At 69.7% G+C, this 24,599-nt stretch carries 21 protein-coding genes; 6 read left to right on the forward strand and 15 right to left on the reverse strand.

What is annotated here, in order from left to right; genetic code table 11:
- Positions 1 to 24: 24 nt before the first annotated feature.
- The 7 genes from hutG to hutH form a co-directional block, all read right to left on the reverse strand.
- A complete protein-coding gene (hutG, locus tag WS54_RS24305) occupies positions 25 to 822 on the reverse strand; it encodes an N-formylglutamate deformylase (RefSeq protein ID WP_059782103.1) in 798 nt (265 codons plus the stop codon).
- 61 nt (positions 823 to 883) lie between these two features.
- A complete protein-coding gene (locus WS54_RS24310) occupies positions 884 to 2,260 on the reverse strand; it encodes a formimidoylglutamate deiminase (protein ID WP_034207785.1) in 1,377 nt (458 codons plus the stop codon).
- 196 nt (positions 2,261 to 2,456) lie between these two features.
- Positions 2,457 to 3,680, reverse strand: coding sequence for an imidazolonepropionase (hutI, locus tag WS54_RS24315; RefSeq protein ID WP_059782101.1), 1,224 nt, complete (start codon positions 3,678 to 3,680; stop codon positions 2,457 to 2,459).
- A gap of 4 nt (positions 3,681 to 3,684) precedes the next feature.
- Positions 3,685 to 4,296: a HutD/Ves family protein gene (locus tag WS54_RS24320; protein ID WP_059782099.1), complete on the reverse strand. Its 612-nt coding sequence runs from the start codon at positions 4,294 to 4,296 to the stop codon at positions 3,685 to 3,687.
- Between the two features lie 2 nt (positions 4,297 to 4,298).
- Positions 4,299 to 5,987: a urocanate hydratase gene (gene hutU / locus WS54_RS24325; protein ID WP_059578320.1), complete on the reverse strand. Its 1,689-nt coding sequence runs from the start codon at positions 5,985 to 5,987 to the stop codon at positions 4,299 to 4,301.
- 39 nt (positions 5,988 to 6,026) lie between these two features.
- Positions 6,027 to 6,722 (reverse strand): histidine utilization repressor, encoded by a 696-nt coding sequence (hutC, locus tag WS54_RS24330; RefSeq protein ID WP_034207789.1) that lies wholly within the window; start codon positions 6,720 to 6,722, stop codon positions 6,027 to 6,029.
- Between the two features lie 4 nt (positions 6,723 to 6,726).
- Positions 6,727 to 8,250, reverse strand: coding sequence for a histidine ammonia-lyase (gene hutH, locus WS54_RS24335; protein ID WP_059782096.1), 1,524 nt, complete (start codon positions 8,248 to 8,250; stop codon positions 6,727 to 6,729).
- Positions 8,251 to 8,462: 212 nt separating this feature from the next.
- Here hutH and WS54_RS24340 point away from each other — a divergent pair, with 212 nt between their 5' ends.
- Positions 8,463 to 9,383 carry a glutamate/aspartate ABC transporter substrate-binding protein gene (locus tag WS54_RS24340; protein WP_034207791.1) on the forward strand — a complete coding sequence of 307 codons (921 nt, stop codon included), beginning with the start codon at positions 8,463 to 8,465 and terminating at the stop codon, positions 9,381 to 9,383.
- Positions 9,384 to 9,404: 21 nt separating this feature from the next.
- Here WS54_RS24340 and WS54_RS24345 read toward each other — a convergent pair whose 3' ends face one another.
- Positions 9,405 to 10,160: a 4'-phosphopantetheinyl transferase family protein gene (locus tag WS54_RS24345; RefSeq protein ID WP_059782094.1), complete on the reverse strand. Its 756-nt coding sequence runs from the start codon at positions 10,158 to 10,160 to the stop codon at positions 9,405 to 9,407.
- Positions 10,161 to 10,296: 136 nt separating this feature from the next.
- Positions 10,297 to 11,334 carry an alpha/beta hydrolase family protein gene (locus WS54_RS24350; RefSeq protein ID WP_059782093.1) on the reverse strand — a complete coding sequence of 346 codons (1,038 nt, stop codon included), beginning with the start codon at positions 11,332 to 11,334 and terminating at the stop codon, positions 10,297 to 10,299.
- Positions 11,335 to 11,614: 280 nt separating this feature from the next.
- Here WS54_RS24350 and WS54_RS24355 point away from each other — a divergent pair, with 280 nt between their 5' ends.
- Together WS54_RS24355 and WS54_RS24360 are read left to right on the forward strand one after the other, a co-directional pair.
- Positions 11,615 to 12,556 (forward strand): LysR substrate-binding domain-containing protein, encoded by a 942-nt coding sequence (locus tag WS54_RS24355; protein WP_059782091.1) that lies wholly within the window; start codon positions 11,615 to 11,617, stop codon positions 12,554 to 12,556.
- A 164-nt stretch (positions 12,557 to 12,720) separates the two neighbouring features.
- On the forward strand, positions 12,721 to 13,953 hold the full coding sequence (locus tag WS54_RS24360; RefSeq protein WP_059782089.1) for an MFS transporter: 1,233 nt from the start codon (positions 12,721 to 12,723) through the stop codon (positions 13,951 to 13,953).
- A 135-nt stretch (positions 13,954 to 14,088) separates the two neighbouring features.
- On the opposite strand, the gene WS54_RS24365 is transcribed toward WS54_RS24360, so the two are convergent.
- Both WS54_RS24365 and WS54_RS24370 read right to left on the reverse strand, forming a co-directional pair.
- On the reverse strand, positions 14,089 to 15,567 hold the full coding sequence (locus WS54_RS24365; RefSeq protein WP_179955211.1) for a cryptochrome/photolyase family protein: 1,479 nt from the start codon (positions 15,565 to 15,567) through the stop codon (positions 14,089 to 14,091).
- A gap of 327 nt (positions 15,568 to 15,894) precedes the next feature.
- Positions 15,895 to 16,875: a DHH family phosphoesterase gene (locus WS54_RS24370; protein ID WP_059782111.1), complete on the reverse strand. Its 981-nt coding sequence runs from the start codon at positions 16,873 to 16,875 to the stop codon at positions 15,895 to 15,897.
- A 454-nt stretch (positions 16,876 to 17,329) separates the two neighbouring features.
- Here WS54_RS24370 and WS54_RS24380 point away from each other — a divergent pair, with 454 nt between their 5' ends.
- The gene (locus WS54_RS24380; protein ID WP_059782085.1) at positions 17,330 to 18,697 is read left to right on the forward strand and encodes an MFS transporter; all 1,368 of its coding nucleotides are present in this window, start codon (positions 17,330 to 17,332) and stop codon (positions 18,695 to 18,697) included.
- Positions 18,684 to 19,730, forward strand: coding sequence for a lactonase family protein (locus WS54_RS24385; protein ID WP_059782083.1), 1,047 nt, complete (start codon positions 18,684 to 18,686; stop codon positions 19,728 to 19,730). Before WS54_RS24380 ends, WS54_RS24385 begins: the two co-directional genes overlap by 14 nt.
- 67 nt (positions 19,731 to 19,797) lie before the next feature.
- Here the strand turns inward: WS54_RS24385 and WS54_RS24390 are convergent, their stop codons facing one another.
- Positions 19,798 to 20,835, reverse strand: a complete 1,038-nt coding sequence (locus WS54_RS24390; RefSeq protein WP_034207800.1) for an AraC family transcriptional regulator — start codon at positions 20,833 to 20,835, stop codon at positions 19,798 to 19,800.
- Positions 20,836 to 21,059: 224 nt separating this feature from the next.
- On the opposite strand from WS54_RS24390, the gene WS54_RS24395 reads away from it, so the two are divergent.
- Positions 21,060 to 22,169 (forward strand): fatty acid desaturase, encoded by a 1,110-nt coding sequence (locus WS54_RS24395; protein WP_059782081.1) that lies wholly within the window; start codon positions 21,060 to 21,062, stop codon positions 22,167 to 22,169.
- Between the two features lie 31 nt (positions 22,170 to 22,200).
- Here the strand turns inward: WS54_RS24395 and WS54_RS24400 are convergent, their stop codons facing one another.
- The 3 genes from WS54_RS24400 to WS54_RS24410 all read right to left on the reverse strand — a co-directional run bounded on the left by WS54_RS24400 (position 22,201) and on the right by WS54_RS24410 (position 24,528).
- The gene (locus tag WS54_RS24400) at positions 22,201 to 22,824 is read right to left on the reverse strand and encodes an HAD family hydrolase (RefSeq protein WP_034207802.1); all 624 of its coding nucleotides are present in this window, start codon (positions 22,822 to 22,824) and stop codon (positions 22,201 to 22,203) included.
- A gap of 123 nt (positions 22,825 to 22,947) precedes the next feature.
- Positions 22,948 to 23,820 carry a hypothetical protein gene (locus WS54_RS24405; protein ID WP_059782079.1) on the reverse strand — a complete coding sequence of 291 codons (873 nt, stop codon included), beginning with the start codon at positions 23,818 to 23,820 and terminating at the stop codon, positions 22,948 to 22,950.
- A gap of 51 nt (positions 23,821 to 23,871) precedes the next feature.
- Positions 23,872 to 24,528 carry a TerD family protein gene (locus WS54_RS24410; protein WP_006482759.1) on the reverse strand — a complete coding sequence of 219 codons (657 nt, stop codon included), beginning with the start codon at positions 24,526 to 24,528 and terminating at the stop codon, positions 23,872 to 23,874.
- Positions 24,529 to 24,599: the final 71 nt, after the last annotated feature.

The following is a 24,599-nucleotide window of genomic DNA, read 5'->3' on the forward strand; positions in this document are numbered from 1 at the left end:
CCGCCGCATGCAGGCGGCCCGTGCTCAACGATGTGCGAGTGCGGTTTCGACGAGCGTCTGCAGCAGCGGCACGATCCGCGCGGCACGCGCTTCGTCGTACGCGTACGGACGCGTCTCTTCCATGTAGGTGATCTGCGACAGTTCGAGCTGCACGGCCTCGACGCCGGTATCGGGCACGCCATAGTGACGCGTGATGTAACCGCCCTTGAAGCGCCCGTTCGCGACGGCCGTATAGCCGCCGTGCGCGAGCACGCGCGCGGCCAGCGCCTCCGCGAGACCGGGCGCCGCGCTCGCGCCGCTCGACGTGCCGAAGTTGAAGTCCGGCAGGCGGCCGTCGAAGAAACGCGGCACGTGCGAGCGGATCGAATGCGCTTCCCACACGAGCACGCGGCCGTGTTCGCCCTTCAGGCGCGCGATCTCGCGTTGCAGCGCGTCGTGATACGGCAGCCAGTAGCGATCGCGGCGACGCATGATCTCGTCGTTGCCGGGCAGCGCGTTCGCCGGATACAGCGGCGCCTTGTCGAACGTATCGACCGGCACGAGCCCCGTCGTGTCCTGCCCCGGATACAGGTTCTCGTTGTCGGGCGGACGGTTCAGGTCGACGACGTAACGCGCGTGCGACGGCACGAGGATCGAGGCGCCGAGATCGGCCGCGAAGCCGTACAGCCGCTCGAGATGCCAGTCGCAATCGTCGACGAAACGCGCGTCGGGCGTCATCGTCGCGGCGATGTCGTCGGGGATGTACGTGCCTGCGTGCGGAATCGAGATCAGCAGCGGCAGCGTGCCCTGCTTCAGCGTGAATACAGCCGGTTGTTCAGTCATGTCGCATCACCGTGTAAGAGTCTGCCGGCGCACGCATGCGGCGTGCGCCGGTTGCCGCGCATCAGCGCAGCAGTTGCGCCAGCGCGGCGCGGTAGTCGGCATACGCGGCGGCTTCGTCGCGATGGCGGCGGCCGCTCACGACGCGCTCGCCGCCCGTGTAGACGTCGAGCACCGGCGTCTCGCCGTGCTCGGCGAACACGACGCCCGACAGCCATGCCGCGCTGTCGTGCTCGGCGATCGCCGGATGATCGGGATCGAGCACGAGCCAGTCGGCGCGACAGCCCGCGCGCAGCGCACCGACGCGTCGCCCGCTCGCCTGCGCGCCGCCCGCGAGCGACGCATCGAACAGGCGATCGGCGACGTGCGCCTGCGACTCGCTCGCCAGCACGTTGCGCGCGCGGTGCACGAGCCGCTGCCCGTATTCGAGCAGGCGCAGCTCCGAGCGCCACTCGACCGACGCGTGGCTGTCCGAGCCGACGCCGATCACGCCGCCCTGCGCGAGATAGTCGACCGCCGGGAACACGCCGTCGCCGAGGTTCGCTTCGGTCGTCAGGCACAGGCCCGCGACCGCGCGACGCTTCGCGAGCGCCGCCGTCTCGGCCGCGTCGACGTGCGTCGCGTGCACGAGGCACCAGCGCGCATCGACGTCGAAGCGATCGAGCAGCCATTGTACGGGGCGTGCACCGTAGGCGCGGACGCAGTCGTCGACTTCGGCCGTCTGCTCGGCGATGTGGATATGCACCGGCGCATCGTCGGGCAGCCCTTCGAGCAGCACGCGCAGCCCATTCTCGGACACCGCGCGCAGCGAATGCGGCGCGACGCCGTAGCGCAGCCCACCGTGTTCGGGCGCCGCGCGACGCATCGCGTCGAGCAGTTCGAGCACGCCGTCGGGCGTGTTGATGAAGCGGCGCTGGTCGTCGCGCGGCGGCTTGTTGCCGAAGCCGGCGAACTGGTACGACACGGGCAGCATCGTGATGCCGATGCCGGCCGCGCGTGCCGCATCGACCACGCGCGTGCCGAGCTCCGCGATCCGCGGATAGCGCGAGCCGTCCTGCGCATGATGCACGTAGTGGAATTCGCACACCGACGTGTAGCCGCACTTGAGCATCTCGACATACAGCCAGCGCGCAATCGCCGCGAGCGCGTCGGGCGTGATCTTCAGTGCGAAGCGGTACATCAGGTCGCGCCAGCTCCAGAAGCTGTCGGCGGGATTCGCGCGGTATTCGGTGAGCCCGGCCATCGCGCGCTGGAACGCGTGCGAATGCAGGTTCGGCATGCCGGGCAGCACCGGCCCGGCCGCGCGCGCGACACCTGCCGGCGCGTCGGCGTCGGGCGTCACGTCGGTCAGCGTGCCGGTTGCGTCCCAGCGCAACAGCACGTTGCGGCGCCAGCCATCGGGCAGGTAGGCATGGTCCGCGAACAACAGGGTATCGGTCATGGCGAGTCCTCATCGACCGGCTCGAGCGCGTCAGCGTCTCGTCCGGCCCGGTGCCGCGGCCGGCAGGCGCGCGCGTCGCGCCCAGCGCCCGCCTCGCGGCGATCGACCGGAGGGCGCCGTGGTGCGCCGGGTCCGGTCCCATGCAAAACGTCGGCCGGACCGGGCCGTCACGACCCGGCCCGCGCCGTCGCGAAACTTATCCGTTCATCCGGCGAAACACGGTCGTGCCGCCGCGTACGACCTGCTCGCACAGCGGCCGGCCGATCCAGTACGCGAGCTCGGCCAGCGAGCCGACCGACCAGACGGCGAAATCGGCCTGACGACCGACTTCGAGCGCGCCGTGGCGATCCGCGCGGCCCAGCGCCGCGGCCGCGTGGCGCGTCACGCCCTGCAGCACCTCGGGCACCGTCATGCGGAACAGCGTGCAGCCCATGTTCAGCGTCAGCAGCAGCGATTCGAGCGGCGACGTGCCGGGGTTGTGGTCGGTCGCCAGTGCGATCGGCACGCCGTGCTTGCGCAGCAGCTCGATCGGCGGCAGTTGTGTTTCGCGGATGAAGTAGTACGCGCCAGGCAGCAGCACGGCGACCGTGCCGGCCGCCTTCATCGCCTCGACACCGGCTTCGTCGAGAAATTCGAGGTGGTCGGCGGACAGCGCGCGGTAACGCGCGGCGAGCGCCGTCCCGCCCGCATTCGACAGTTGCTCCGCATGCAGCTTCACCGGCAACCCGCGCCGCGTCGCGGCGTCGAACACGCGCTCGGTCTGCGCGAGCGAAAAGCCGATGCGCTCGCAGAACACGTCGACCGCGTCGACGAGCCCTTCGTCGGCCAGCGTCGGCAGCATCCGGTCGCATACTTCGTCGATGTACGCGTCCGCGCGCCCCGCATATTCGGGCGGCAGCGCGTGCGCGCCGAGAAAGGTCGTGTAGACCGTGACGGGGAAGCGCTCGCCGAGCTGGCGCGCGACGCGCAGCATCTTGCGCTCGCTCGCGAGGTCGAGCCCGTAGCCCGACTTGATCTCGATCGCGGTCACGCCTTCGGCGAGCAGCGGCTGCAGGCGCGCGGCGGCCTGCACGAACAGCGTCGTCTCGTCGGCCGCGCGCGTCGCGCGCACCGTCGACACGATCCCGCCGCCCTGCCGGGCGATTTCCTCGTAGCTGACGCCGGCGAGGCGCTGCGCGAACTCGTCCGCACGCGTGCCGCCATACACGAGGTGCGTATGGCAGTCGACGAGGCCCGGCGTCACCCACGCGCCGTGCAGGTCTTCGCGCCGCCAATGCGCATAGCCGTGCGGCAGCGCGGACAACGCGCCGAGCCACGCGATCGCGCCGGTTTCGTCGACGGCGATCGCCGCGTCGTCGATCGTCTCGTCGGGATGGCCATGCGGACACAGCCTCAGGTGATGCCAGACAGTCGGTTTCATGCGTTCAGTCTCGTTCGCCGACGGTGAGCGAGACGGCGAGCAGCGCGCCGCTTCCGCTCACGACGACGTCAAACGCACGCCGCGGCCCGTCGAGCCGCAACGTGTCCATTTCCTGCAGTGCGTGGTGCGCGCCGTCGATCTCGACGCCGACCGCACCCGTCGCGCAGAACAGCAGTACGGTGTCGGCGCACGCGATGCGGTGCATGCCCTCGGGCCACACGTCGACCGACCCGCGCGCGGCCGAACGGCGCGTCATCAGGTTGAAGTCGCGCGTCGCGCCGTCGTGCAGCGTCGCGTCGATCGCCGTCTCGCCCGCGAAATCCGCGCGGGCGAGCGGTGCGTCGAGCACGTGCCGCGTGCCGCCCGCTTCGGCGAGCGTCATGCCCGCGCCGGACAGCAGCACGAGCGTGCGGTCGACGCCGTCGAAACGCGAGAACGGCCCGGCCGCGCCGACGTCCGCGACGCTTACGCGCCATGCGAACGCGTCGAGCGCAGCACCGGGCGGGAACGCGCCGATCTCGCGCGTCACGCCGCCGCCGTTCTTCCACGGCGACGCAACGAGATCCGCTGCGTGGATCATCGTTGCGGTCACCGGCGCCTGATCCAGCGCCGCCATGCTCAACGACCGAGCATCGGCAGCTTCAGGCCGGCTTCGCGAGCCGTCTGCTGCGCGAGTTCGTAGCCGGCATCCGCATGGCGCATCACGCCGGTTGCCGGGTCGTTCAGCAGCACGCGACCGAGACGCTCGTGCGCGTCGGCCGTCCCGTCGGCGACGATCACGACGCCCGAGTGCTGCGAGAAGCCCATGCCGACGCCGCCGCCATGGTGCAGCGACACCCACGACGCGCCGCCTGCCGTGTTCAGCAGCGCGTTGAGCAGCGGCCAGTCGCTGACGGCGTCGGAACCGTCCTTCATCGATTCCGTCTCGCGGTTCGGGCTCGCGACCGAACCGGTGTCGAGGTGGTCGCGGCCGATCACGATCGGGGCCTTCAGTTCGCCGTTCTTCACCATCTCGTTGAACGCCTGGCCGAGGCGATAGCGATCCTTCACGCCGACCCAGCAGATCCGTGCCGGCAGGCCCTGGAACGCGATGCGCTCGCGCGCCATGTCGAGCCAGTTGTGCAGGTGCGGATCGTCGGGGATCAGCTCCTTCACCTTCTGGTCGGTCTTGTAGATGTCTTCCGGATCGCCCGACAGCGCGACCCAGCGGAACGGGCCCTTGCCTTCGCAGAACAGCGGGCGGATGTACGCCGGCACGAAGCCCGGGAAGTCGAACGCGTTCTCGACGCCCATTTCCAGCGCCATCTGGCGGATGTTGTTGCCATAGTCGAGCGTCGCGGCACCGCGTTCCTGCAGCGCCAGCATCGCGCGCACCTGCACCGCCATCGACTGCTTCGCGACCTTCACGATGCTTTGCGGATCGACCTTCTGCGCCTCGCGCCATTGCGCGACGGTCCAGCCCTGCGGCAGGTAGCCGTTGATCGGGTCGTGCGCGCTCGTCTGGTCGGTCACGCAGTCCGGCGTGATGCCGCGCGCGACGAGTTCCGCGAACACGTCGGCCGCATTGCCGAGCAGGCCGACCGACACCGGCTTGCCGGTGCGCTTCGCTTCGTCGATCATGCCGAGCGCTTCGTCGAGCGTCGTCGCCTTCTTGTCGACGTAGCGCGTCTTCAGGCGGAAGTCGATACGCGTCTCGTCGCACTCGACCGCGATCATCGAGAAGCCGGCCATCGTCGCGGCGAGCGGTTGCGCGCCGCCCATCCCGCCCAGGCCGCCCGTCAGGATCCAGCGGCCCGACGGATCGCCGTTGAAGTGCTGGTTCGCGACCGAGAAGAAGGTTTCGTAGGTGCCCTGCACGATGCCCTGGCTGCCGATGTAGATCCAGCTGCCGGCCGTCATCTGGCCGTACATCATCAGGCCCTTGCGGTCGAGCTCGTGGAAGTGATCCCAGTTCGCCCAGTGCGGCACCAGGTTCGAGTTCGCGAGCAGCACGCGCGGCGCATCCTTGTGCGTGCGGAACACGCCGACCGGCTTGCCCGACTGGATCAGCAGCGTTTCGTTTTCCTCGAGATCCTTCAGTGACGCGAGGATCTGGTCGTAGCACTCCCAGTTGCGCGCCGCGCGGCCGATGCCGCCGTACACGACGAGCGCGTGCGGATGCTCGGCGACTTCCGGATCGAGGTTGTTCTGGATCATCCGGTAGGCCGCTTCGGCCAGCCAGGTCTTGCAGGTTTTCTCGCTGCCGCGCGGCGCGCGGATCGTGCGCGTCGGATCGAGGCGGGGATCGATGTGTTTCGGATGGTTCATGACGACTGCTCCCGAAGGAAAATGAATATCAACAAGGAATCAGAAATGCCCGGTGAAGCGATAACGGCTGCCGGGATGCCACAGATTCGCCACCGAGGCGACGACGCCCTGCGACCAGGTGCGCCGATGTAAAACCAGACACGGCTCGACGTCGTCCATCCGCAGCTGCTCGCGCCGCTCCGGCGTCGGGGCCGCCGCTTCGATCCGGTACTCGACGCGCTGCAGCGGCGCCGCGCGCATCAGGTACAGGTTCGGCGTCGTGTTCGTGAAATCCTGCGCGGCGTAATCCGGCGCGACCGCCGGATTCACCCATCGTTCTTCGAGCTGCACCGGCTCGCCGTTCTCGAAGTGCAGCACCTGCGAATGAAACAGCTTCGTGCGCACGGCCACCTGCATCTCGTCGGCGAGCGCCTCGTCGGCGCGGATCGTGTCGAGCCCGAGCACGCTCGCGCGATACGCATGCCCGCGCGCGCCGACTTCCTCGGAGATGCTGCGGATCGCCACCAGCGTCGACTCGTACTTCGGCCGCGCGACGTAGGTGCCGGCGCCCTTCATCCGCGTGAGCACCTGCTCGGCCGTCAACTCGCGCAACGCGCGGTTGACGGTCATGCGCGCCACCTTGAACTCGCGCGCCAGCTCGTTCTCGGACGGCACCTGGTCGCCCTCCTCCCACTCGCCGGCGTGGATGCGGGCCAGGATGAAGTCCTTGATCTCCTGGTAGACCGGCGCGCTCATCGGCTTACTGTTCCGATGCGAACGAGAACGGTGCGACCTTCGCGAACGCGCGCTCGCCGACGAGCTTCGCGATCACCGCGATGTCCGGCGCGAAGTAGTGGTCGAGCTCGTAGTGCGCGACCTTGCTGCGGATGATTTCCATCACCGGCGCGAGCTTCGGGCTCGTGTGGTACGGCGCGCGCAGGTCGACGCCCTGGGCGGCGGCCAGCAGTTCGATCGCGAGGATGTGCTTCGTGTTGTCCGCGATGTCGGCGAGCTTGCGCGCGGCGAACGTCGCCATCGACACGTGGTCTTCCTGGTTTGCGGAAGTCGGCAGCGAATCGACCGATGCCGGGTGCGCGAGCGTCTTGTTTTCCGACGCGAGGGCGGCCGCCGTCACGTGGGCGATCATGAAGCCGGAGTTCACGCCGCCGTCCTTCACGAGGAACGGGGGCAGGCCCGACAGCGTCGCATCGATCAGCAGCGCGATGCGGCGCTCGGCCAGCGCGCCGATTTCCGCCGCGGCGAGCGCGAGGTTGTCGGCCGCGAACGCGACGGGCTCGGCGTGGAAGTTGCCGCCCGACAGCACTTCGCCGGTATCCGGGAAGATCAGCGGGTTGTCCGACACGGCGTTCGCTTCGACCAGCAGCACGTCGGCCGCATGGCGCATCTGGTCCAGGCACGCGCCCATCACCTGCGGCTGGCAGCGCAGGCTGTACGGATCCTGCACCTTGTCGCAGTCGCGGTGCGACTGGTTGATCGGCGAGCCTTCGAGCAGTTCGCGGTACGACGCGGCCGCGTCGATCTGGCCTCGATGGCCGCGCAGTTCGTGGATGCGCGCGTCGAACGGCTTCACCGAGCCGGCTGCCGCGTCGACCGACAGCGCGCCCGCGACGAGCGCGGTGCGGTACAGGTCCTCGATCGCGAACATGTTGTCGAGCGCGAGCGCCGTCGACGCCTGCGTGCCGTTCAGGAGCGCCAGGCCTTCCTTCGCCTGCAGCGTCAGCGGCGCGAGGCCCGCGACGCGCAAGCCCTCGAGCGCGCTCGCCCGCTCGCCGCGGATGAACACTTCGCCGACGCCGAGCAGCACGGCCGACATGTGCGCGAGCGGCGCGAGGTCGCCCGATGCACCGACCGAGCCCTTCACCGGGATCAGCGGCAGCACGTCGGCGTTGAACAGCGTGATCAGCGCATCCATCACCTCACGGCGGATGCCCGAGTGGCCGCGGCCGAGGCTCGACAGCTTCAGCGCCATCAGCAGGCGCACCGACGAGCGCGCCATCGGCTCGCCAACGCCGACCGCGTGCGACAGCACCAGGTTCTTCTGCAGCAGTTCGAGCTGGTCGTGCGGGATGTGGGTGCTCGCCAGGCGGCCGAAGCCCGTGTTGATGCCGTAGGCCGGCTCGCCCTTCGCCGCGATGTCGGCGACGGCCTTCGCGCCCGCGTCGATCTTCGCGAAGCTCGCCGGGTCGAGCTTCAGTTGCACGGATTCGCGAGCGATCCGGCGCAGTTGCGGGAGGGTCAGGTGGCCGGGGGTCAACGTAATCATGTGAGCAATCCTGTCTAGACAAGTTCGGAATGGATTGAAGTGTAGCCACGTCAACTTGTCTAGACAACCCGTTTTTCGCCGATTTCGACTCGGGAGTTTCCCTGATGCCCCGCAGCCCCGCCGGACTGGCCCGTCAGGACCGGGCATTAACATATGTTGCAATTATTTTGTCTTTGGCAACATACGAATCACCATTCGCTCCGGAGACCGCCATGCCCTTCCCGTCACGATTCGCCGCCCGCGTCGGCCGCTCCCTGCTCGTCGCCGCGTGCGCGCTCGCATGCGGCGCGCCCTTCGCCGCCGAGCCACCGTCCGGCACGCTCGAGAAAGTCCGGCAGGCCAACCTGATTTCGATCGGCCATCGCGAAACGTCGGTGCCGTTCTCGTATGTCGATGCGGGCGGCAAGGTCATCGGCTTCTCGCAGGACCTGTGCGATCGCGTGATCGCCGCGGTGAAGGCGCGCACCGGCAAGCCCGACCTGCAGGTGCGCTTCATTCCGGTCACGTCGCAGAACCGCATTCCGCTCGTGCAGAACGGCACCGTCGATCTCGAATGCGGCGTGACGACCAATCTCGCCGCGCGCCATGCGCAGGTCGCGTTCTCGACCACCTTCTTCGTCGCGACGACGCGCCTGCTCACGCGCACGAACTCGGGCATCCGCGACTTCCCCGATCTCGCCGGCAAGACGGTCGTGACGAACCAGGGCACGACGTCCGAACGCCTGCTGCGCAAGATGAACGAGGAAAAGAAGATGAACATGCAGATCATCAGCGCGAAGGACTACGGCGAAGGACGCCTCACGCTCGAATCGGGTCGCGCGGCCGCGTACATGATGGACGACGTGCTGCTCGCGGGCGTGCGCCAGCTCGCCGCGAAACCGGCCGACTGGCAGATCGTCGGCACGCCGCAATCATCGGAAGCCTACGGGTTCATGCTGCGCAAGGACGATCCGCAGTTCAAGGCGCTCGTCGACGGCGTGCTCGTGCAGTTGATGAAAAGCGGCGAGATCAACGCGCTGTACGACAAATGGTTCATGAAGCCGGTGCCGCCGAAGGGGCTGGCGTTCGACTTCCCGATGAGCGACGCGATCAAGGCGCGCTATGCGGCGCCGAACGACGCGCCGCTCGAGTAAGCGCCGCGCGTCGACACCGGCCTACGCGCGCGTCCACGCGACGCACGCCGCGTAGCCGGGCGCCGCGTCGAGCCACGCCGCGTCGAACACCGCGACGCCGGCGGCGGGCGCGGCCGGCTCGACGATCGTCGTCGCGGGCGTCGTGGCGTCGCGCGGCGGCACGACCGCGAACGCGCGCAGCCCGCCGACGATGCCGGTGCCGAGCGCCTTGAGCAGCGCCTCCTTCGCGGACCACACGCGCATGAATTCGCGCTCGCGCGCGCCGGGCGGCAGGCCGTCGAGATACGCGACCTCCGCGGGGGCGCACACTTCGCGCGTCAGCGCGCGCCAGTCGGCCGCGCGGTTGCAGCCCTCGATATCGACGCCGACGCGGCCCGCCGGCGCCCACGCGATCAGCGCATGGTCGCCTGCGTGCGACACGTTGAAGTCGAGCGACACGCGGTGCATGCGGTCCAGCGACGGCCGCCCCGATGCGTCGACGACGATCTCGACCGCGTGCGCGGCGATGCCGAGCGCCGCGCCGAGCACGTCGCGCAACGCGGCGCGCGTCGCCGCACTGCGTACCGCATCCTCGTGCCGCAGGAAGCGCGCGGCGCGTGCGCGCTCGTCGTCGCTCAGCGCCGCATACGCGGGCGACGCGAGCGGCACGCGCCAGTCGAAATCGACGCGAGCGACCCGCACGCCGGCGCGCGTCGCAGCGGGCGGTACGTCGAACGCATGCACGCGCCACGCGCGCGGCGTTGCAACGGGAGAAACGGAATTGGACGGAATGGACATCGGCGCGCGGCAACTCGCTGGGCTGTAAGACGAAACGTCCGATGTTAATCGATCGCGCCGGCATGCGGCCGCTGCCGCTGCCGCCGGATCGGAAAGCAAACGGGGCTAGCGGGTTGCGTTCGCCGTATACGCCGGGTCATCCGTTCGCGGCCCTGCCCGGCGCACCGCTGCCCGTCAGCCGTCCGCGCGACGCCGGGTGGAGCGCATGCACGGCGCCCGGCGCATCGGCAGGCAGCACGCCGTGTTGCAGCCAGTACGACGCGACGGGCCACAGCGTGTCGGTGAAGCGGCTGTGGAAAAACGCGAAATGGCCGATCGCCGCGACGCCGATGTCGGCCGGCGCGATCCGCAGATGCGTGACGTTGCTGCCCGTGTAATAGCCGACCAGCCGCTCGATCGCGTCGACCGTGCCGAACGCGTCGTCGTCGAGGCCGATCGCGAGCATCGGCGCCGACAGCCCCGCGAAGCGCGCCGGCAACGCGGCGCGACTCGCCGCGCCGTCGTCGAGCACGCTGCCGATGTAGCCATCCTCGAAGCGCGGCCGCGAACGCGCCCACGACAGCGCGACCCCGCGCGGCGTGTCCTCCATCCAGCCGAGCCGCTTCGCGGGCACGTAGCCGAACACGGCCGCGAGCGCGGGCATCGCGACATGCCACTTCCACCACATGCGGCGCCGCTCGGCGGGCAGGTAATCGCGCCAGTACGCATACTGCGCGCCGACGGTCACCACATGCCGCACGTGCACGTTCGATGCCGCGAGGCCGAGCACGCAGCCGCCGATGCTGTGCGCGACCACATCGAGCGGCTGGCCCGCAAACGCGTCGCGCGCGTAATGCAGCGCGGCCTCGCAATCGAGCCGCCCCCAGTCGAGCCAGGTCGCGCGCAGCTTCGCGAGCTGCGCCGGGCGCGACCCACCGATGCCGCGATAGTCGTAGACGAGCACGTCGCGCCCCTGCGCGAACAGCCAGGCCGCGAAACGAAAGTAGTAGTCGCAGCGCACCGACGTCGCGCAATTGACAACCGTCACGGGCCGCACGCCGCCGCCGCGATGGCGCCAGACATGGCCGCGCAACGGGTAGCCGTCGGCCGCGCGCAGCGTCACGGGCTCGGGCGGCAATGCGCCTGCCGCGCGACTGCCCGGCGCCGCACCGCTTTCCTCGTTCGAAATCGTCATCGTGTCTCCTGTCGGTCCGAGTCGGCGCTTGAGCGCTTACCTGGACCCCATGCATCGCGGTCGTCCCAGTTGGCGCTGCAGCGCTTACCGGGTTCTCGTACGGGGCGGTCGCCCTCGTTAGCGCTTCGGCGCTTACTGGAATCCCATGCTTCCGGGTCGGTCCGGGTCGCCGCCTCGGCGCTTGCTCGGCCCCGCTTCCACGATCGACCCGCCTCCATTGAACTTGACGCGTGCCGCGTTCTCAACCAATCTTGCTGCTCCGTTCGCATGAGCCGCACGCATGTCAACGCCACTCGTCCGTCTCCCGTCGCTCGATCTCGTCCGCGGTTTCGTCGCCGTCGGCCGCCGCATGAGCATCACGCTCGCCGCGCAGGACCTGTGCGTCACGCAGTCGGCGGTCAGCCGTCAGGTCCATGCGCTCGAAGCGCATCTCGGCGTGACCTTGCTGCAGCGTGGCTACCGGAAGATCGCGTTCACGCCGGAAGGCGAGCGGCTGTTCCGCGTCGCCGATGCGGCGCTGCACAGCCTGCAGGACACCGTCGCGTCGCTCGCCGCCGTGCGCGAGCGCCAGCCCGTGACGATCACCGCCAGCATCGGCGTGACCGCGCTCTGGCTGCTGCCGCGGCTCGGACGGTTGCAGGCGCGGCTGCCCGCGATCGACCTGCGCGTCGCCGCGAACGACAAGGTACTCGATTTGCGCGCCGAAGGCATCGACCTCGGCATCCGCTACTGCCCGCGCGACCGTGCGCCGGCCGGTGCGCTGCGCCTGTTCGACGAGATCGTCGTGCCGGTCGCGCATCCCGCGCTCGCCGCGCGGCCGGTCGCGAGCGCGGCGGCGATCGCCGATCACGTGCTGCTCGAATTCGACGGGCCGCCGCAGCCGCAACTGCAGTGGCACGCGCACCTGCACGCGGCGGGGCTCGGCGACGCGCGCCCGAAAGGCGTGTTGCGCTTCAACCAGTACGACCAGGTGATCCAGGCCGCGATCGCGGGCCAGGGCATCGCGCTCGGCCGGCTCGCGCTCGTCGCGCCGATGCTCGCCGACGGCCGGCTCGCGGTGCTCGGGCCGCACACGCGGACGCGATCGGAAACGTACGGCTACTGGCTGTTCCAGCACGATCCGGCCCCGCGCCGCGAAGTCGCCGACGTGCGCGACTGGATACTCGCCGAAGCGGCCGAATGCGACGCGGCGATGCACGCGCACGATACGACGTCGGCGTGAGCCGGCGGTGCGGATGCGCGCGAGCGCAGACGACGGCCGCCCGCTTCGCATTCCCGTTGCGCATGCCAACCTGACCGAATGATCGCTTGAGCGGCGGCCGCCCCGCTCGTCTAATCGGGATCGAGCGCGGCCGTTTCGCTGCGCGCCTTCATCCGGAGACACGCATGACCCCGATCGAACAGGAAGTCCGGCGCCGCTGGCTGCCCGTGCTGGCAGGCGGTCTGATCATGGGCGCCGCGCTCGGCATCCGCCACGTGCAGGGCCTGTTCCTCGCGCCCGTCTCGCTCGACCACGGCTGGTCGCGCGAAGCGTTCGGGCTCGCGCTGGCGCTGCAGAACCTGATCTGGGGCGTCGCGCAGCCGTTCACCGGGATGGTGGCCGACCGCTTCGGCTCGGTGCGCGTGATCGTCGCCGGCATGCTGCTGTACGCGGCCGGGCTCGTCACGATGGCGCACGCTGCGTCGACCGGCCTGTTCACGGTCGGCGCCGGGCTCGTGATCGGCGTCGCGCTGTCGGGCTCGGCGTTCGCGTCGATCTACGGCGCGCTGAGCCGCCTGTTCCCGCCCGACCGGCGCGGCTGGGCGCTCGGTATCGCCGGCGCGATCGGTGGGCTCGGCCAGTTCTGCATGGTGCCCGTCGCGCAGGAACTGATCGGCGGCATCGGCTGGCGGCACGCGTTCGTCGCGCTGGCGCTCGTCGCCGCGCTGCTCGCACCGCTCGCCGTGCTGCTGCGCGACCGGCCCGCTCAGGCGGCCGGCGCCGCAGCCGGCCCCGACCAGTCGATCGGCGAGGCCGTGCGCGAGGCGTTCGCGCATCGCGGCTTCTGGCTGCTGAACGCGGGCTTCTTCGCATGCGGCTTCCAGCTCGCGTTCATCGCGACGCACTTGCCCGCCTACCTGCTCGACCACGGCCTGCCGGCGCGCCACGCAAGTGTCGCGCTCGCGCTGATCGCGCTGACCAACGTGGCCGGCACCTACGCGTGCGGGCAGCTGGGCGGGCTGCTGCGGCGCAAGTACGTGCTGTCGGTGCTGTACCTCGTGCGTGCATTCGCGATGGCCGCGTTCGTCGCCGCGCCGTTGTCGCCCGCGAGCGTCTACGGGTTCGCAGCCGTGATGGGGTTCACGTGGCTCGGCACGGTGCCGCTGACGAACGGCGTGATCTCGCAGGTGTTCGGCGTGCGCTACATCGCGACGCTGTTCGGCTTCGTGTTCTTCGGGCACCAGCTCGGCAGCTTCTTCGGGGTGTGGCTCGGTGCGATCGTGTACGACGCGACGCATTCGTACCTGCCGCTGTGGATCGGCTCGATCGCGCTCGGCGTGCTCGCGGCGTTGCTGCACCTGCCGATCGACGACGCGCGCGTCGCGCGCCCGGCATCGGGCCGCGCGGCGTGGGCATGATCCGCGCGGCACTGGCGGCCGGCACGCTCGCGTTCGTCGCGTGGTGCGGCGCGGCCTACTTCGATGCGGGCGTCGTGTACGCGCTGCTCGAGCACGTCGCGTTCTGCAATTGAGGCGGCAAACCGGGGCGAGCGATCAGCGGCGCTTCGGCAACGCCGCCAGCGCATCGAGTGCCCGGGCGCGCGCGGCCGCGTGCTCGACGAGCGGTGCCGGGTAGTCGACGCCGAGCCGTACACCGGCCGCCTCGAGCGCCAGCGGCGACGCTTCCCAGGGCGCATGGATCGACGCATCGTCGAGGCCGGCAAGCTCGGGCACCCAGCGCCGCACGTACGCACCGTCCGGGTCGAACTTTTGCCCCTGCGCGACCGGATTGAAGATGCGGAAATACGGCGCGGCGTCGGCGCCGCAGCCGGCCACCCACTGCCAGCTCGCCGCATTGTTCGCGGGATCGGCGTCGACCAGCGTGTCGCGGAACCATGCTTCGCCCGCGCGCCAATCGATCAGCAGATGCTTGACGAGGAACGACGCGACGACCATCCGCACGCGGTTGTGCATCCAGCCGGTCGTCCACAGCTCGCGCAGGCCCGCATCGACGAGCGGGTAGCCTGTCCGCCCGCGTTGCCATGCACGTAACGCCGCAGGATCGGCGCGCCACGGCATCGCATCGAATTGCGCGCGGAAGTTGTCGGTCGCGAGCGCCGGGAAGTGATACAGCAGCATGTAGCTGAATTCGCGCCAGCCGAGCTCGCTCAGAAATTTGTCGGCGTGCGCCGCATACGCCGCGCCGCCCGCACTCGCGGCGCCTTGCACCGCATGCCACACCTGCCGCGGCGACACGTTGCCGAAGCGCAGGAACGGCGACAGCCGGCTCGTCGCCGGCCGATCGGGCCGGTCGCGCGCGTCCGCATAGCCGGCGAGCGCGGTCGTCACGAACGTGTCGAGTTGCGCGTGCGCGCCGGCCTCGTCGGGCGCCGGCCACGCATCGCGCAGGCCGCCGGCCCAGTCCGGCGCATGCGGACGCAACGCGAGTGCGTCGAGCGCCAGCGCGCGATCGCACACGGCCTTCGGCCACGGATGAAACGCGATCCGCCCGGGTGCCGGCAGCGGCGCGGCGACCGTGCGATCGCGCCGCGCCGCGCGCCAGTACGCGGTGAACACCTGATACGGGCCGCCGCTGCCCGTCAGCACCTCCCACGGCTCGTTCAGCAGGCTGCCGTTGCTGCTCTCCACCGTCACGCCGCGCGCCTTGAGCGACGCCTTCAGCGCCGCGTCGGCGTCACGCTGCGGCTGCGCATAGCGGCGGTTCCAGTACACGGCCGCCGCGCCCGTGTCGCCGACGACGCGCTCGATCTCGCGCGGCGCGTCGCCGCGCAACAGCAGCACGCGCCCGCCCTGCCGCGCGAGCGCGGCGTCCAGCCCTGCCAGCGACCCGTGCAGCCACCAGCGCGCCGCACCGCCGAGCGCAGGCCCGGCGCCGGCTCCCGTGTCGTCGACGAAAACGCAGACGAGCGGCCGGCCGGATGCGACCGCGCGCGTCAGCGCGGGCTGATCGGTGATGCGCAGATCGTCGCGGAACCAGACGATCGCGGGGGCAACGGACGACTGGGCGAGCACGGGCAGGCACCTCGATGGCGAAAGCAAAAAGAGACGCGTATTGTCGCGGCTGCGCCGCACGGTGTCGACGCCGGCCGTCACCGCCGGCGCGTCACGCCGACACCGCGTGCGGCCGCACGATCGGCTTCGATTCGATGGAAGTCGCACTGCCGGAAGGCGGCACGCACGGCATGTTTCCGCGGCTGCGGTGCGTCGAGCGGTTTCTCGCACACCGCGCATCCGCACGGCTGGTGCAACGCCGAACGCATCGCATCGCGCTGCGGCCGCCCGACGGACCGACCGTACCGCCGGTGCGACCGACCGAGCGGGTCGTCACGATGGATCGCGTCAATCGAGCCGGAACGCGGCCTCGAAGCGCTCGGCAAACGCATCGAACTCGGCTTCCGGCAGATGGTTGATGCCGCCCGCGCGCTTGCGCCCGCCGCCGGTCGAGAAGCCGCGGCAGAACTCGTCCGCGCCGATCGGCCGGCCGTCGGGCACGCGTACGCTGACGACGAGGCCGCCGTCCGCGCGCGGCGACAGCACCGCGAGCGCCGCATGCGGCGCATTGCGCATCCGCTCGTTCGCGAGCATGCCGATCGCGCGCCGCGCCCACGGGAGATCGGGCATCCGCACGAGCGCCGCGCCCGGCACCTCGCGCACCGGCGCGAGCGCGCATGCACGCGCCATGTCGTCGCGGTAACCGTCGCGCAACGCGGCGAACACGGCCGTCTCGCACACGAAATCGAGCGGATCGATGCACGGCAGCATCGCGTCGGCGAGCGCCGCCGGATCGAAATGCAGATCGCCGACGCACTCGCCGTATGCGTTGTAGTTCAGATAGCAGCCGAGCTCCGCGAGCATGCAACGCTCGGCTTCGTCGACGCCGTGCTCGCGCGCCAGCGCATCGCCGAGCGCCGGCAGTTCGTCGCCGAATGCCGCGACGATCGCCCAGCGCGCGTACCGGCCGCCAAGATGGCGGTTCACGATCGCGCTGGTGCAGACGTCGGCGGCCGTGTCGATATGCGCGTCGAAGCGCGGGTGGTCCGGCAGTTCGCCTGCAAAGTGATGATCGAAGTAACGGACCGTCGCGCCGTCGCGCAGCAGCCGCGCGCACGCGTCGCGGTTCTGGTCGTGCGACACGTCGAGCACGGTGACGAGGTCGCCAGCGCCCGCGTCGATACGCTCGAGCAGCCTGATGTCGCGCTTCACGCCGGTCACGAGCGTGCCCTGCACGCGTTGCGCGAGCCGCAACTGCTGAAGCGCGCACAGGCCGTCCGCGTCGCCGTTGAACGCGAACACATGCCGCGCGTACTGGTTGTCCTGCATGATCCGTTGCTCCGTCGTCAAGGCATGAAATCGCCGCGGTTCGCGGCGAGCGTCGCGCCCGTCGCCGGGTTCGCACGCGACGTATTTTGCCGCAACCGCGAGCGCATCCGTCGATGGAGCGTAGCCGCCCTGCGCTGCAAACGGCTCGCGAGTCGCCTGCGCGTCGTTGAACGCGCTCGCGCCGTGCTTCTGCCCTTCATATGCGGGGACGACCTCCCGCGAAGGCTTCGCTCGTCGCGCCGGTAACCGGCTCTATGTCATACGTCATCAGACGTTAGCGGCGGAACATCTCTAGTCGGAAATTTCGTCATTATTGGGAAAATTTCCGGGTAAACCCGCGACGCCATCCCCGATACTCCGGCGTACCATGTCATACGACGACGTACTACACAAACCGCCACCCAGACGCCGACACGGGGCTGCCGCCCCGTCCGCGGCCCGACCGGAGACACCGTTGAACCCGCCCTCGTCCGCCCTGCCCGGCCGCGATCCGCTCGCGTCCGCCGTCTCGAAAGTGAAGTGGCACGTGCTGCCGCTCGTGCTGATCATGTTCGTCGCGAACTACATCGACCGCGTGAACGTCGGCTTCGTCGATCGCCATCTCGAAGCATCGATCGGCATCGGCGCGGCCGCGTACGGGCTCGGCGCCGGGCTGTTCTTCGTCGGCTATGCGCTGTTCGAAGTGCCGTCGAACCTGCTGATGCAGCGCTACGGCGCGCGCGTATGGCTGGCGCGGATCATGGCGACGTGGGGCATCGTCGCGGCCGCGATGGCGTTCGTGTGGAACGACACGTCGTTCTACGTGCTGCGCTTTTTGCTCGGCGCGGCCGAGGCCGGCTTCTTCCCCGGCGTCGTGCTGTACCTGTCGCAATGGCTGCCGCCGCAGGAGCGCGGCAAGGCGATGGCGATCTTCCTCGGCGGCTCCGCGTTCGCGTCGGTGCTGTCGGGGCCCGTCACCGGCGCGCTGCTGTCGATCCGCGGCTTCGGCCTCGAAGGCTGGCAATGGATGTTCCTGATCGAGGGGCTGTTCTCGGTTGCACTGTGCGGCGCGAGCTGGCTGTTGCTGAAATCGCATATCCGCGACGCGACGTGGCTCACGCCCGCGGAACGCACGGCGCTCCAGAACGCACTCGACGACGAGCGCGCCACGCGCGACGTCCGCTCGAACGTGCCGGTGCGCGCCACCACGCTGCTGCGCGATCCGCAGATCGTGCTGTTCTGCTTCCTTTACTTCTCGATCCAGCTGACGATCTACGCGGCCACGTTCTGGTTGCCGACCATCATCCGCAAGATGGGTGGCCTCACCGATTTCCAGGTCGGCCTGTACAACACGATTCCGTGGATGATCGCGATCGGCGCGATGTACGGCTTCGCGGTGCTGTCGTCGAAGTGGAAGCATCCGCAGCGCTGGCTCGCGTTCGCGCTCGCGCTCGCCGCGTGCGGGCTGTTCGCGTCGACGTCGCCCGATCCGGTGTGGTCTTTCGCGTCGATCTGCTTCGCCGCGCTCGGCTTCAAGGCGGCGGCGTCGCTGTTCTGGCCGATCCCGCAGGGCTATCTCGACACGCGCGTGGCCGCGGCCGTGATCGCGCTGATCAACTCGGTCGGCAACCTCGGCGGCTTCGTCGCGCCGACGGCCTTCGGCTATCTGAAGCAACATACGGGTTCGATCACGGGCGGGCTGTATGCGCTCGCGATCGCTTCGCTCGTCGCCGCGGTCGCCGCGCTGTTCGCGCGCACGCAGCGGCGCGGCGATCCGCCGCGCGGCCGGCCGGCCGACGATTCCCTCACGCACGCCCCGATGCTCCGCCATGCCGAACACTGACCGCCTGATCGTCGTCGTCTCGAATGCCGCCGACGGCGACCTCGCCACGTTCTCCCTCGCCGGCGACGGCACGCTCGCGCCGCTCGCCCGCTATCCGGCCGCCGACGTCGCGATGCCGATCGCCGTGCAGGCCGACCGCACGCGGCTCTACGTCGCGACGCGCGGCGAGCAGCCGACGATCGTCGCGTTCCGCGTCGCCGCCACGGGCACGCTCGCGCGCATCGGCACGACCGCGATCGACGCGAGCCATGCGTACCTGTCGCTCGACCGCAGCGGCCGCTGGCTGCTCGGCGCATCGTACGGCGGAAATTCGCTGAGCGTCTACGACGCGGCACGCGTGCGCGACGGCGACGGCGCGCCGCTGCAAGTCGCGGGCGGCATCGCGAACGCGCACGCGGTGATCGTGTCGCCGGACGACCGTTTCGCGTACGTCAGCTCGCTCGGCTCGGACCGCGTGTTCGGCTTCGCGCTCGTCGAGGACGCTGCCGGCCTGCGCGCGGTCGAACACGGCGAAACGCGCGTGCCGGCCGGCTTCGGTCCGCGTCACCTGCGGTTCGCGGATGACGGCCGCACGCTGGTCGTCGTCAGCGAATTCCAGGGCACGCTCGCGACCTTCGCCCGCGACACCGACACCGGCCGGCTCGGCGACGCACGCGTGAGTGCGCGCCACCCGGCCGTCGCCGACCTCGCGCAAGGCCATGCGCGTCCGCCCGCCCCCGCCGAGCCGTCCGTGTGGGCCGCCGATCTGCACCTGACGCCCGACATGCGTTTCGCATACGTCAGCGAGCGCACGTCGAGCCGGTTGCTCGGCTATCGCCGCCACGAAGACGGGTCGTTCGAGCCCACGCATGCGACGGCCACCGAAACCCAGCCGCGCGGGTTCGCGATCGATCCGTCGGGACGCTGGCTCGTCGCCTGCGGCGAACGGTCGGAACACGTGGCGGTGTATGCGATCGCGCCGGACGACGGCACGCTGTCGCTGCACACGCGCGTGCCGGGCGGCCGCGGCGCGAACTGGATCGCGATCGTCTGAAGGCATGAAGGTTTGAAGAAGCATCGGCGCGCGAGCGGGAGCCGGCACGCCGATGCCGGTTCGGCGTTCAGCGCCGCTCGCTCGGTGCAACGCCCGTCCAGCGCTTGAACGCGCGCGTGAAATTGGCGCGGTCGGTATAGCCGACGCGCGCCGCGATCTCGTCGACCGGCAGCCGTGTGCCTTCGAGCAGCCGCAGCGCGTCGCGCAGCCGGATCTCGTCGAGCAGCGCCGAATAGGTCGCGCCGTATGCGGCGAGCTTGCGCTTGAGCGTGCGCGCCGACACGTGCAACTCGCGCGCGACGTCGTCGACCGACGGATAGCCGCCCTCGTCGCAGATCAGCAGGTTGCGCACGCGCTCGACGATGCTCTCCGCATAGCCGAGCCGCGCGAGCTCCGCCTCGCACTGCTGGACGATCATCTGCGCGGTCTGCGCGTTCGCGGTGCCGATCGGCTCGTCGAGCAGCGCGGCGTCGCAGCGGATGCGGTTCGCGCTCGCATCGAAATGGCAGCGCGGCAGCCGCGCGCGATAACGCTCGAACCACGGCGGCTCGGGCCATTCGAAATGGAGTTCGGCACGCGACTGCAGCGTGCGCCCCGGCGTCGGATACAGCAGCGAATTGATCAGGATCGCGGTCTCGACCAGGAAGTTTTCCATCGCGAACTGGCGCAGCCGGCCGAGCGGAAACGCTTCGAGCACGTCGATGTCGACGATGCCGTCGAGCTGCGCGAGCCGCACCGAGAAAAACGGCACGCGCGTCGGCAGGTAACGGATGCCGAGCGCGATCGCCTCGCCGAGCGTCGCGCAACTCATCAGCCCGAAGCCGATCAGCCCCGCCTTCGTCAGGCTGCTGCGCAAGCCGATCTCGATCGCGATCGACGGATCGTCGGTCGCGTCGAGCAGGTTGAACACGATCGTCGCCTGCTGCAGCGGCGTGATGCGCGCATCGGGCTGCGCGAGCCGGTCGCGTTCGACGCCCGAGCCGGCGAGAATGCGGCCGCCGTCGATGCCGCGCTCCTCGGCCAGCATCAGCATGAACAACGCATACGCGGACGACACCGTCGCCTTGTTCAACTGGCGCGCGGCATCCGGAACGGACGGGACCATGCGGCTCACTCCGGGCGGTTTCGGCGGATTGTAGCGTCGCTGGCCCGCAATGACACCGCGGCGGCACTCTAGCCGCGTATCGGCGCCTCGAACACGGATTGCCGGCCAACGTGGCCCGAAATGACACCGCCATTGGCACCGCCGGCCCTCGCATGCGCGCCGGCACGCGCCTATGCTTGTCGCATCGGCATTGCGCCCTACTCTTTCCGCACGGATTCCGGTCGATGAGCCCACCCGCACGAACCGTCTTTCGAAACGACGCCGACAAGGTCGCGTACGTCCGCCGCGAAGTCAACGCCGCGAGCGACGCGATCCGCGCGCGCTTTCCGCTGCTCGACAACCAGAATCTCGTCGGCGCGACCGTGATGGCCGCGTCGGTGAGCGCGATGCTCGCGATCGCATGGCTGTATGCGCGCGGCGCGATCGCATGGTACGTCGCGCTGCCGCTCGCCGCGTTCGTCACGTCGCTGATCCACGAGCTCGAGCACGACCTGATCCACCTGATGTACTTCAAGAAGACGCCGTGGGCGTATCACCTGATGATGGCGCTGTGCTGGCTCACGCGACCCGGCACGATCAACCCGTGGACGCGCCGGCGCATGCACCTGCATCACCACAAGGTGTCGGGCGGCGAATCGGATCTCGAGGAATTCGGCATCACCAACGGCGAGCGCTGGGGCGTGAAGCGCCTGCTGATGATCGCGGACGGCATGCTCGCCGTCGTGCTGCGACCGGCCGCGATGCGCCGCAAGGTGAAGCAGTACGTGGCCGCACAGCCGGTGCAGGATCCGTCCGAACGCCTGCAGTTGCGCGTCGAGCAGGTGTCGTCGTACATGCCGGTCGGTCACCTGTACTACACGCTATGGCATGCGTTCGTCGTCTATCACGTCGGCCTGTTCGCGCTGCATGCATGCGGCTACGCGGTAACGGTGCCGGCCGTCGTCGAGCACGTGATGCGCGTCGTCGATTTCCTGGCGGTGGTGTGGCTCGGGCCGAACTTCGTGCGCAGCTTCTGCATCAACTTCGTCAGTTCGAACATGCACTATTTCGGCGACATCGATTCGCGCAACGTGATCCAGCAGACGCAGGTGCTGAACCCGTGGTGGATGCTGCCGTTCCAGCTGTTCTGCTTCAATTTCGGCAGCACGCACGCGATTCATCACTTCGTGGTGCGCGACCCGTTCTACATCCGGCAACTGACCGCGCGCACCGCGCATGCGGCGCTGCGCGAAGTCGGCGTGCGCTTCAACGACGTCGGCACGTTCGCGCGCGCGAATCGCTGGGGCGGCTATCGCCCGTCTCGCGGCACGCACCGCGCGCAAGCCGACGCGTAACGCCGACGGCGCGCATCAACGCATCGGCGCTTCATCGATCGCCGATCGGCGGCATCGGTCCCTGCCCGCGGATCCACGACCAGTTCGCGAGCTCGGCCATTTCCTTGTCGCCGCGGCTGTCGCCGTACGCGAACAACTGCTGCGGCGGCCGGTCGCCCCACCAGCCGCGCAGCCGCACGACCTTCTGCGGCCCCCAGCAGTTCTCGCCGTCGAGCCGCCCGGCGAAGACGCCGCGCTCGAACGCGAGCCGCGTCGCCAGCACGGCGTCGAAGCCGGCCGTCTTCGCCCACTTCTCCAGATACAGCGACGGCGACGCGCTGACCAGCACGACTTCATGCCCGCGCGCGCGATGCTCGCGAATGCGCTCGAGCATCTCCGGACGCACGAGGTTCGGCAGATAGCTGTCGACGAACCTGCGCGCCTGCGCATCGAGCGCGTCTTCGCGGATCGGCCCGAACGCGAACGACGCGAACTTCGCCTTCGCGTCACCGCGTGACAGCAGCCCGGCCTTCATCGCGACGATCCACGGCAACGCCCGCAGCCCGGCCCACGCGAAACGCGGCGTGCCGACCGCATGGCGGACGAAATGGCGAAAGCTGTCGGTAGTCGTGATGGTGCCGTCGAAATCGAAGGCGGCGACGATGCGGTCGGTCATGGAAAATCGGCGGGAAAGCGATGAGATGCCCGGGAAGATAGCAGACTCGCGGCCACGCGCGCGAAACCGTCGCGCCCGACACGAGACCGCACGCGCCGACGCGCATGCGTCCGTATCGTGCGCTCAGCGCGACGGCCGCGCGGCCAGCGCCGCCGGCAGCACGACGTTCATCAGGTGATCGGCGCGCGACAGCAGGTCGGTCACGCGCTCGTCGAGCCCGCGCAGTTGCGCCGGCTGCATCCGGATCTGCTGGACGGCCTGCCCGACGATGTTGCGGCGGTCGAACAGCGCGCGCTCGACGCCCGCATCGTCCGGCGCCCGCACGACGTCCGACACCGCGCTCAACGCCGCGAGCACGACCACGAGGTTCTCCTCCGCATGGCGGACCTCCGCGGCGAGCGCCTCGGTACGGCGCGGGAAAAAGCCGAGCGACTGCTTGAGCGCGCCGAGCGCCGCGCGGTAGTCGACATGGCCGGACGCCCCACCGAACCAGCGTTCGAACATGCCGGCCTTGCGGGTCGCCTGCGCGAGCAGCCCCGCCATCATGTCGGCCGCGCCGAGTTCGTTGAATTCGCGCGTCGTCGCCGCGACGGCCTCGACGAGGTTGCCGGCCGTCTCCAGCGCGCCGTCGCCGATCGTCGCGACCGTCGCGAGCTTCAGCGGCACCAGTTGCCGGATATGCCGCTCGATGCGCGGCGCGTAATCGGGATAGAGATGGGGAAAGCTGGCCTGCGCGGCGCGGAAGCACGCTTCGAGCTGCGGGTGATTCGATTCGCCAAACAGCGCGCGGCCGACCGCATCGGCGGGCGCCGTGCGCACGGCCTGATCGGACGCGGGCGCCGGCCCGAAGTCGAGCGCCCGAGGTGCCGGTCGCGCCGGCGCACGCGCGACCGACACACCGGGCGCGGCCAGCGCGTCGAACGCGAGACGCCCGGGCGTGCGCTCGGGCGTCGTATCGAACTCGAGCCGCTTCGGCTCGTCGGACGGATTCGTCATCGCCGCTTCCTGCCCGGCGCGGCGGGGTGCCGCGCGCCGGGCTCCCGCCAGTCAGACCGCGCCGCCGTACGCGCGGACGAAATCGCCGAGGCCGCGGTTGTAGCCTGCGCCGACCGCCTTGAACATGAAGTGGCCGTCGCGACGATAGAAGCTGCCGACCTGCACCGACGTCTCCATCGAGAAGTCTTCCTCGAGCGCGTACTTCGCGATCACCGCGCCCGACACCTCGTCGGCGATCTGGATGTAGCTGTTGCGAACCTGCCCGAAATTCTGGCGGCGCGCTTCGGCCTGGTCGATCGTCACGACCACCGAGATTTCCTCGACGTCGGCCGCGAGCTTCGTCATGTCGATGAAGATCACTTCGTCGTCGCCGTCGCCGCTGCCCGTGCGGTTGTCGCCGCTATGCACGACGCCCAGGCACTTCGACGACGGCATTCCGCGCTTCGGGAAATCGTCGCCCGGCTGGATGAAGGTTTCCTTGCGCTCCATCGTGCGCACTTCGCTGTTGTAGAACACGAAATGCTGATCCGAGATCAGTTTCGGATTGCTCTGCGCGTCGTACTTGCACAGGAACACCGACACGTCGAGATCGAAATCCGTGCCCGTGTCCGTCGCGTTCGCGTCCCAACCGAGACCGATGCGGAATTTCTGCGTGCCGGGCGCTTCCTTCGACAGGTTGACCCGACCGCCCTTCGACAAATTGATCATCTGAACCTCTTCTGCTGGAACCGCCGTTGCGCCGGCGGCGATGCCGGGCCGCCCGCGGCGGCCCCTCGTTG

The sequence above is a fragment of the Burkholderia sp. NRF60-BP8 genome, from assembly GCF_001522585.2.
In the GTDB taxonomy this organism is placed as follows: domain Bacteria; phylum Pseudomonadota; class Gammaproteobacteria; order Burkholderiales; family Burkholderiaceae; genus Burkholderia.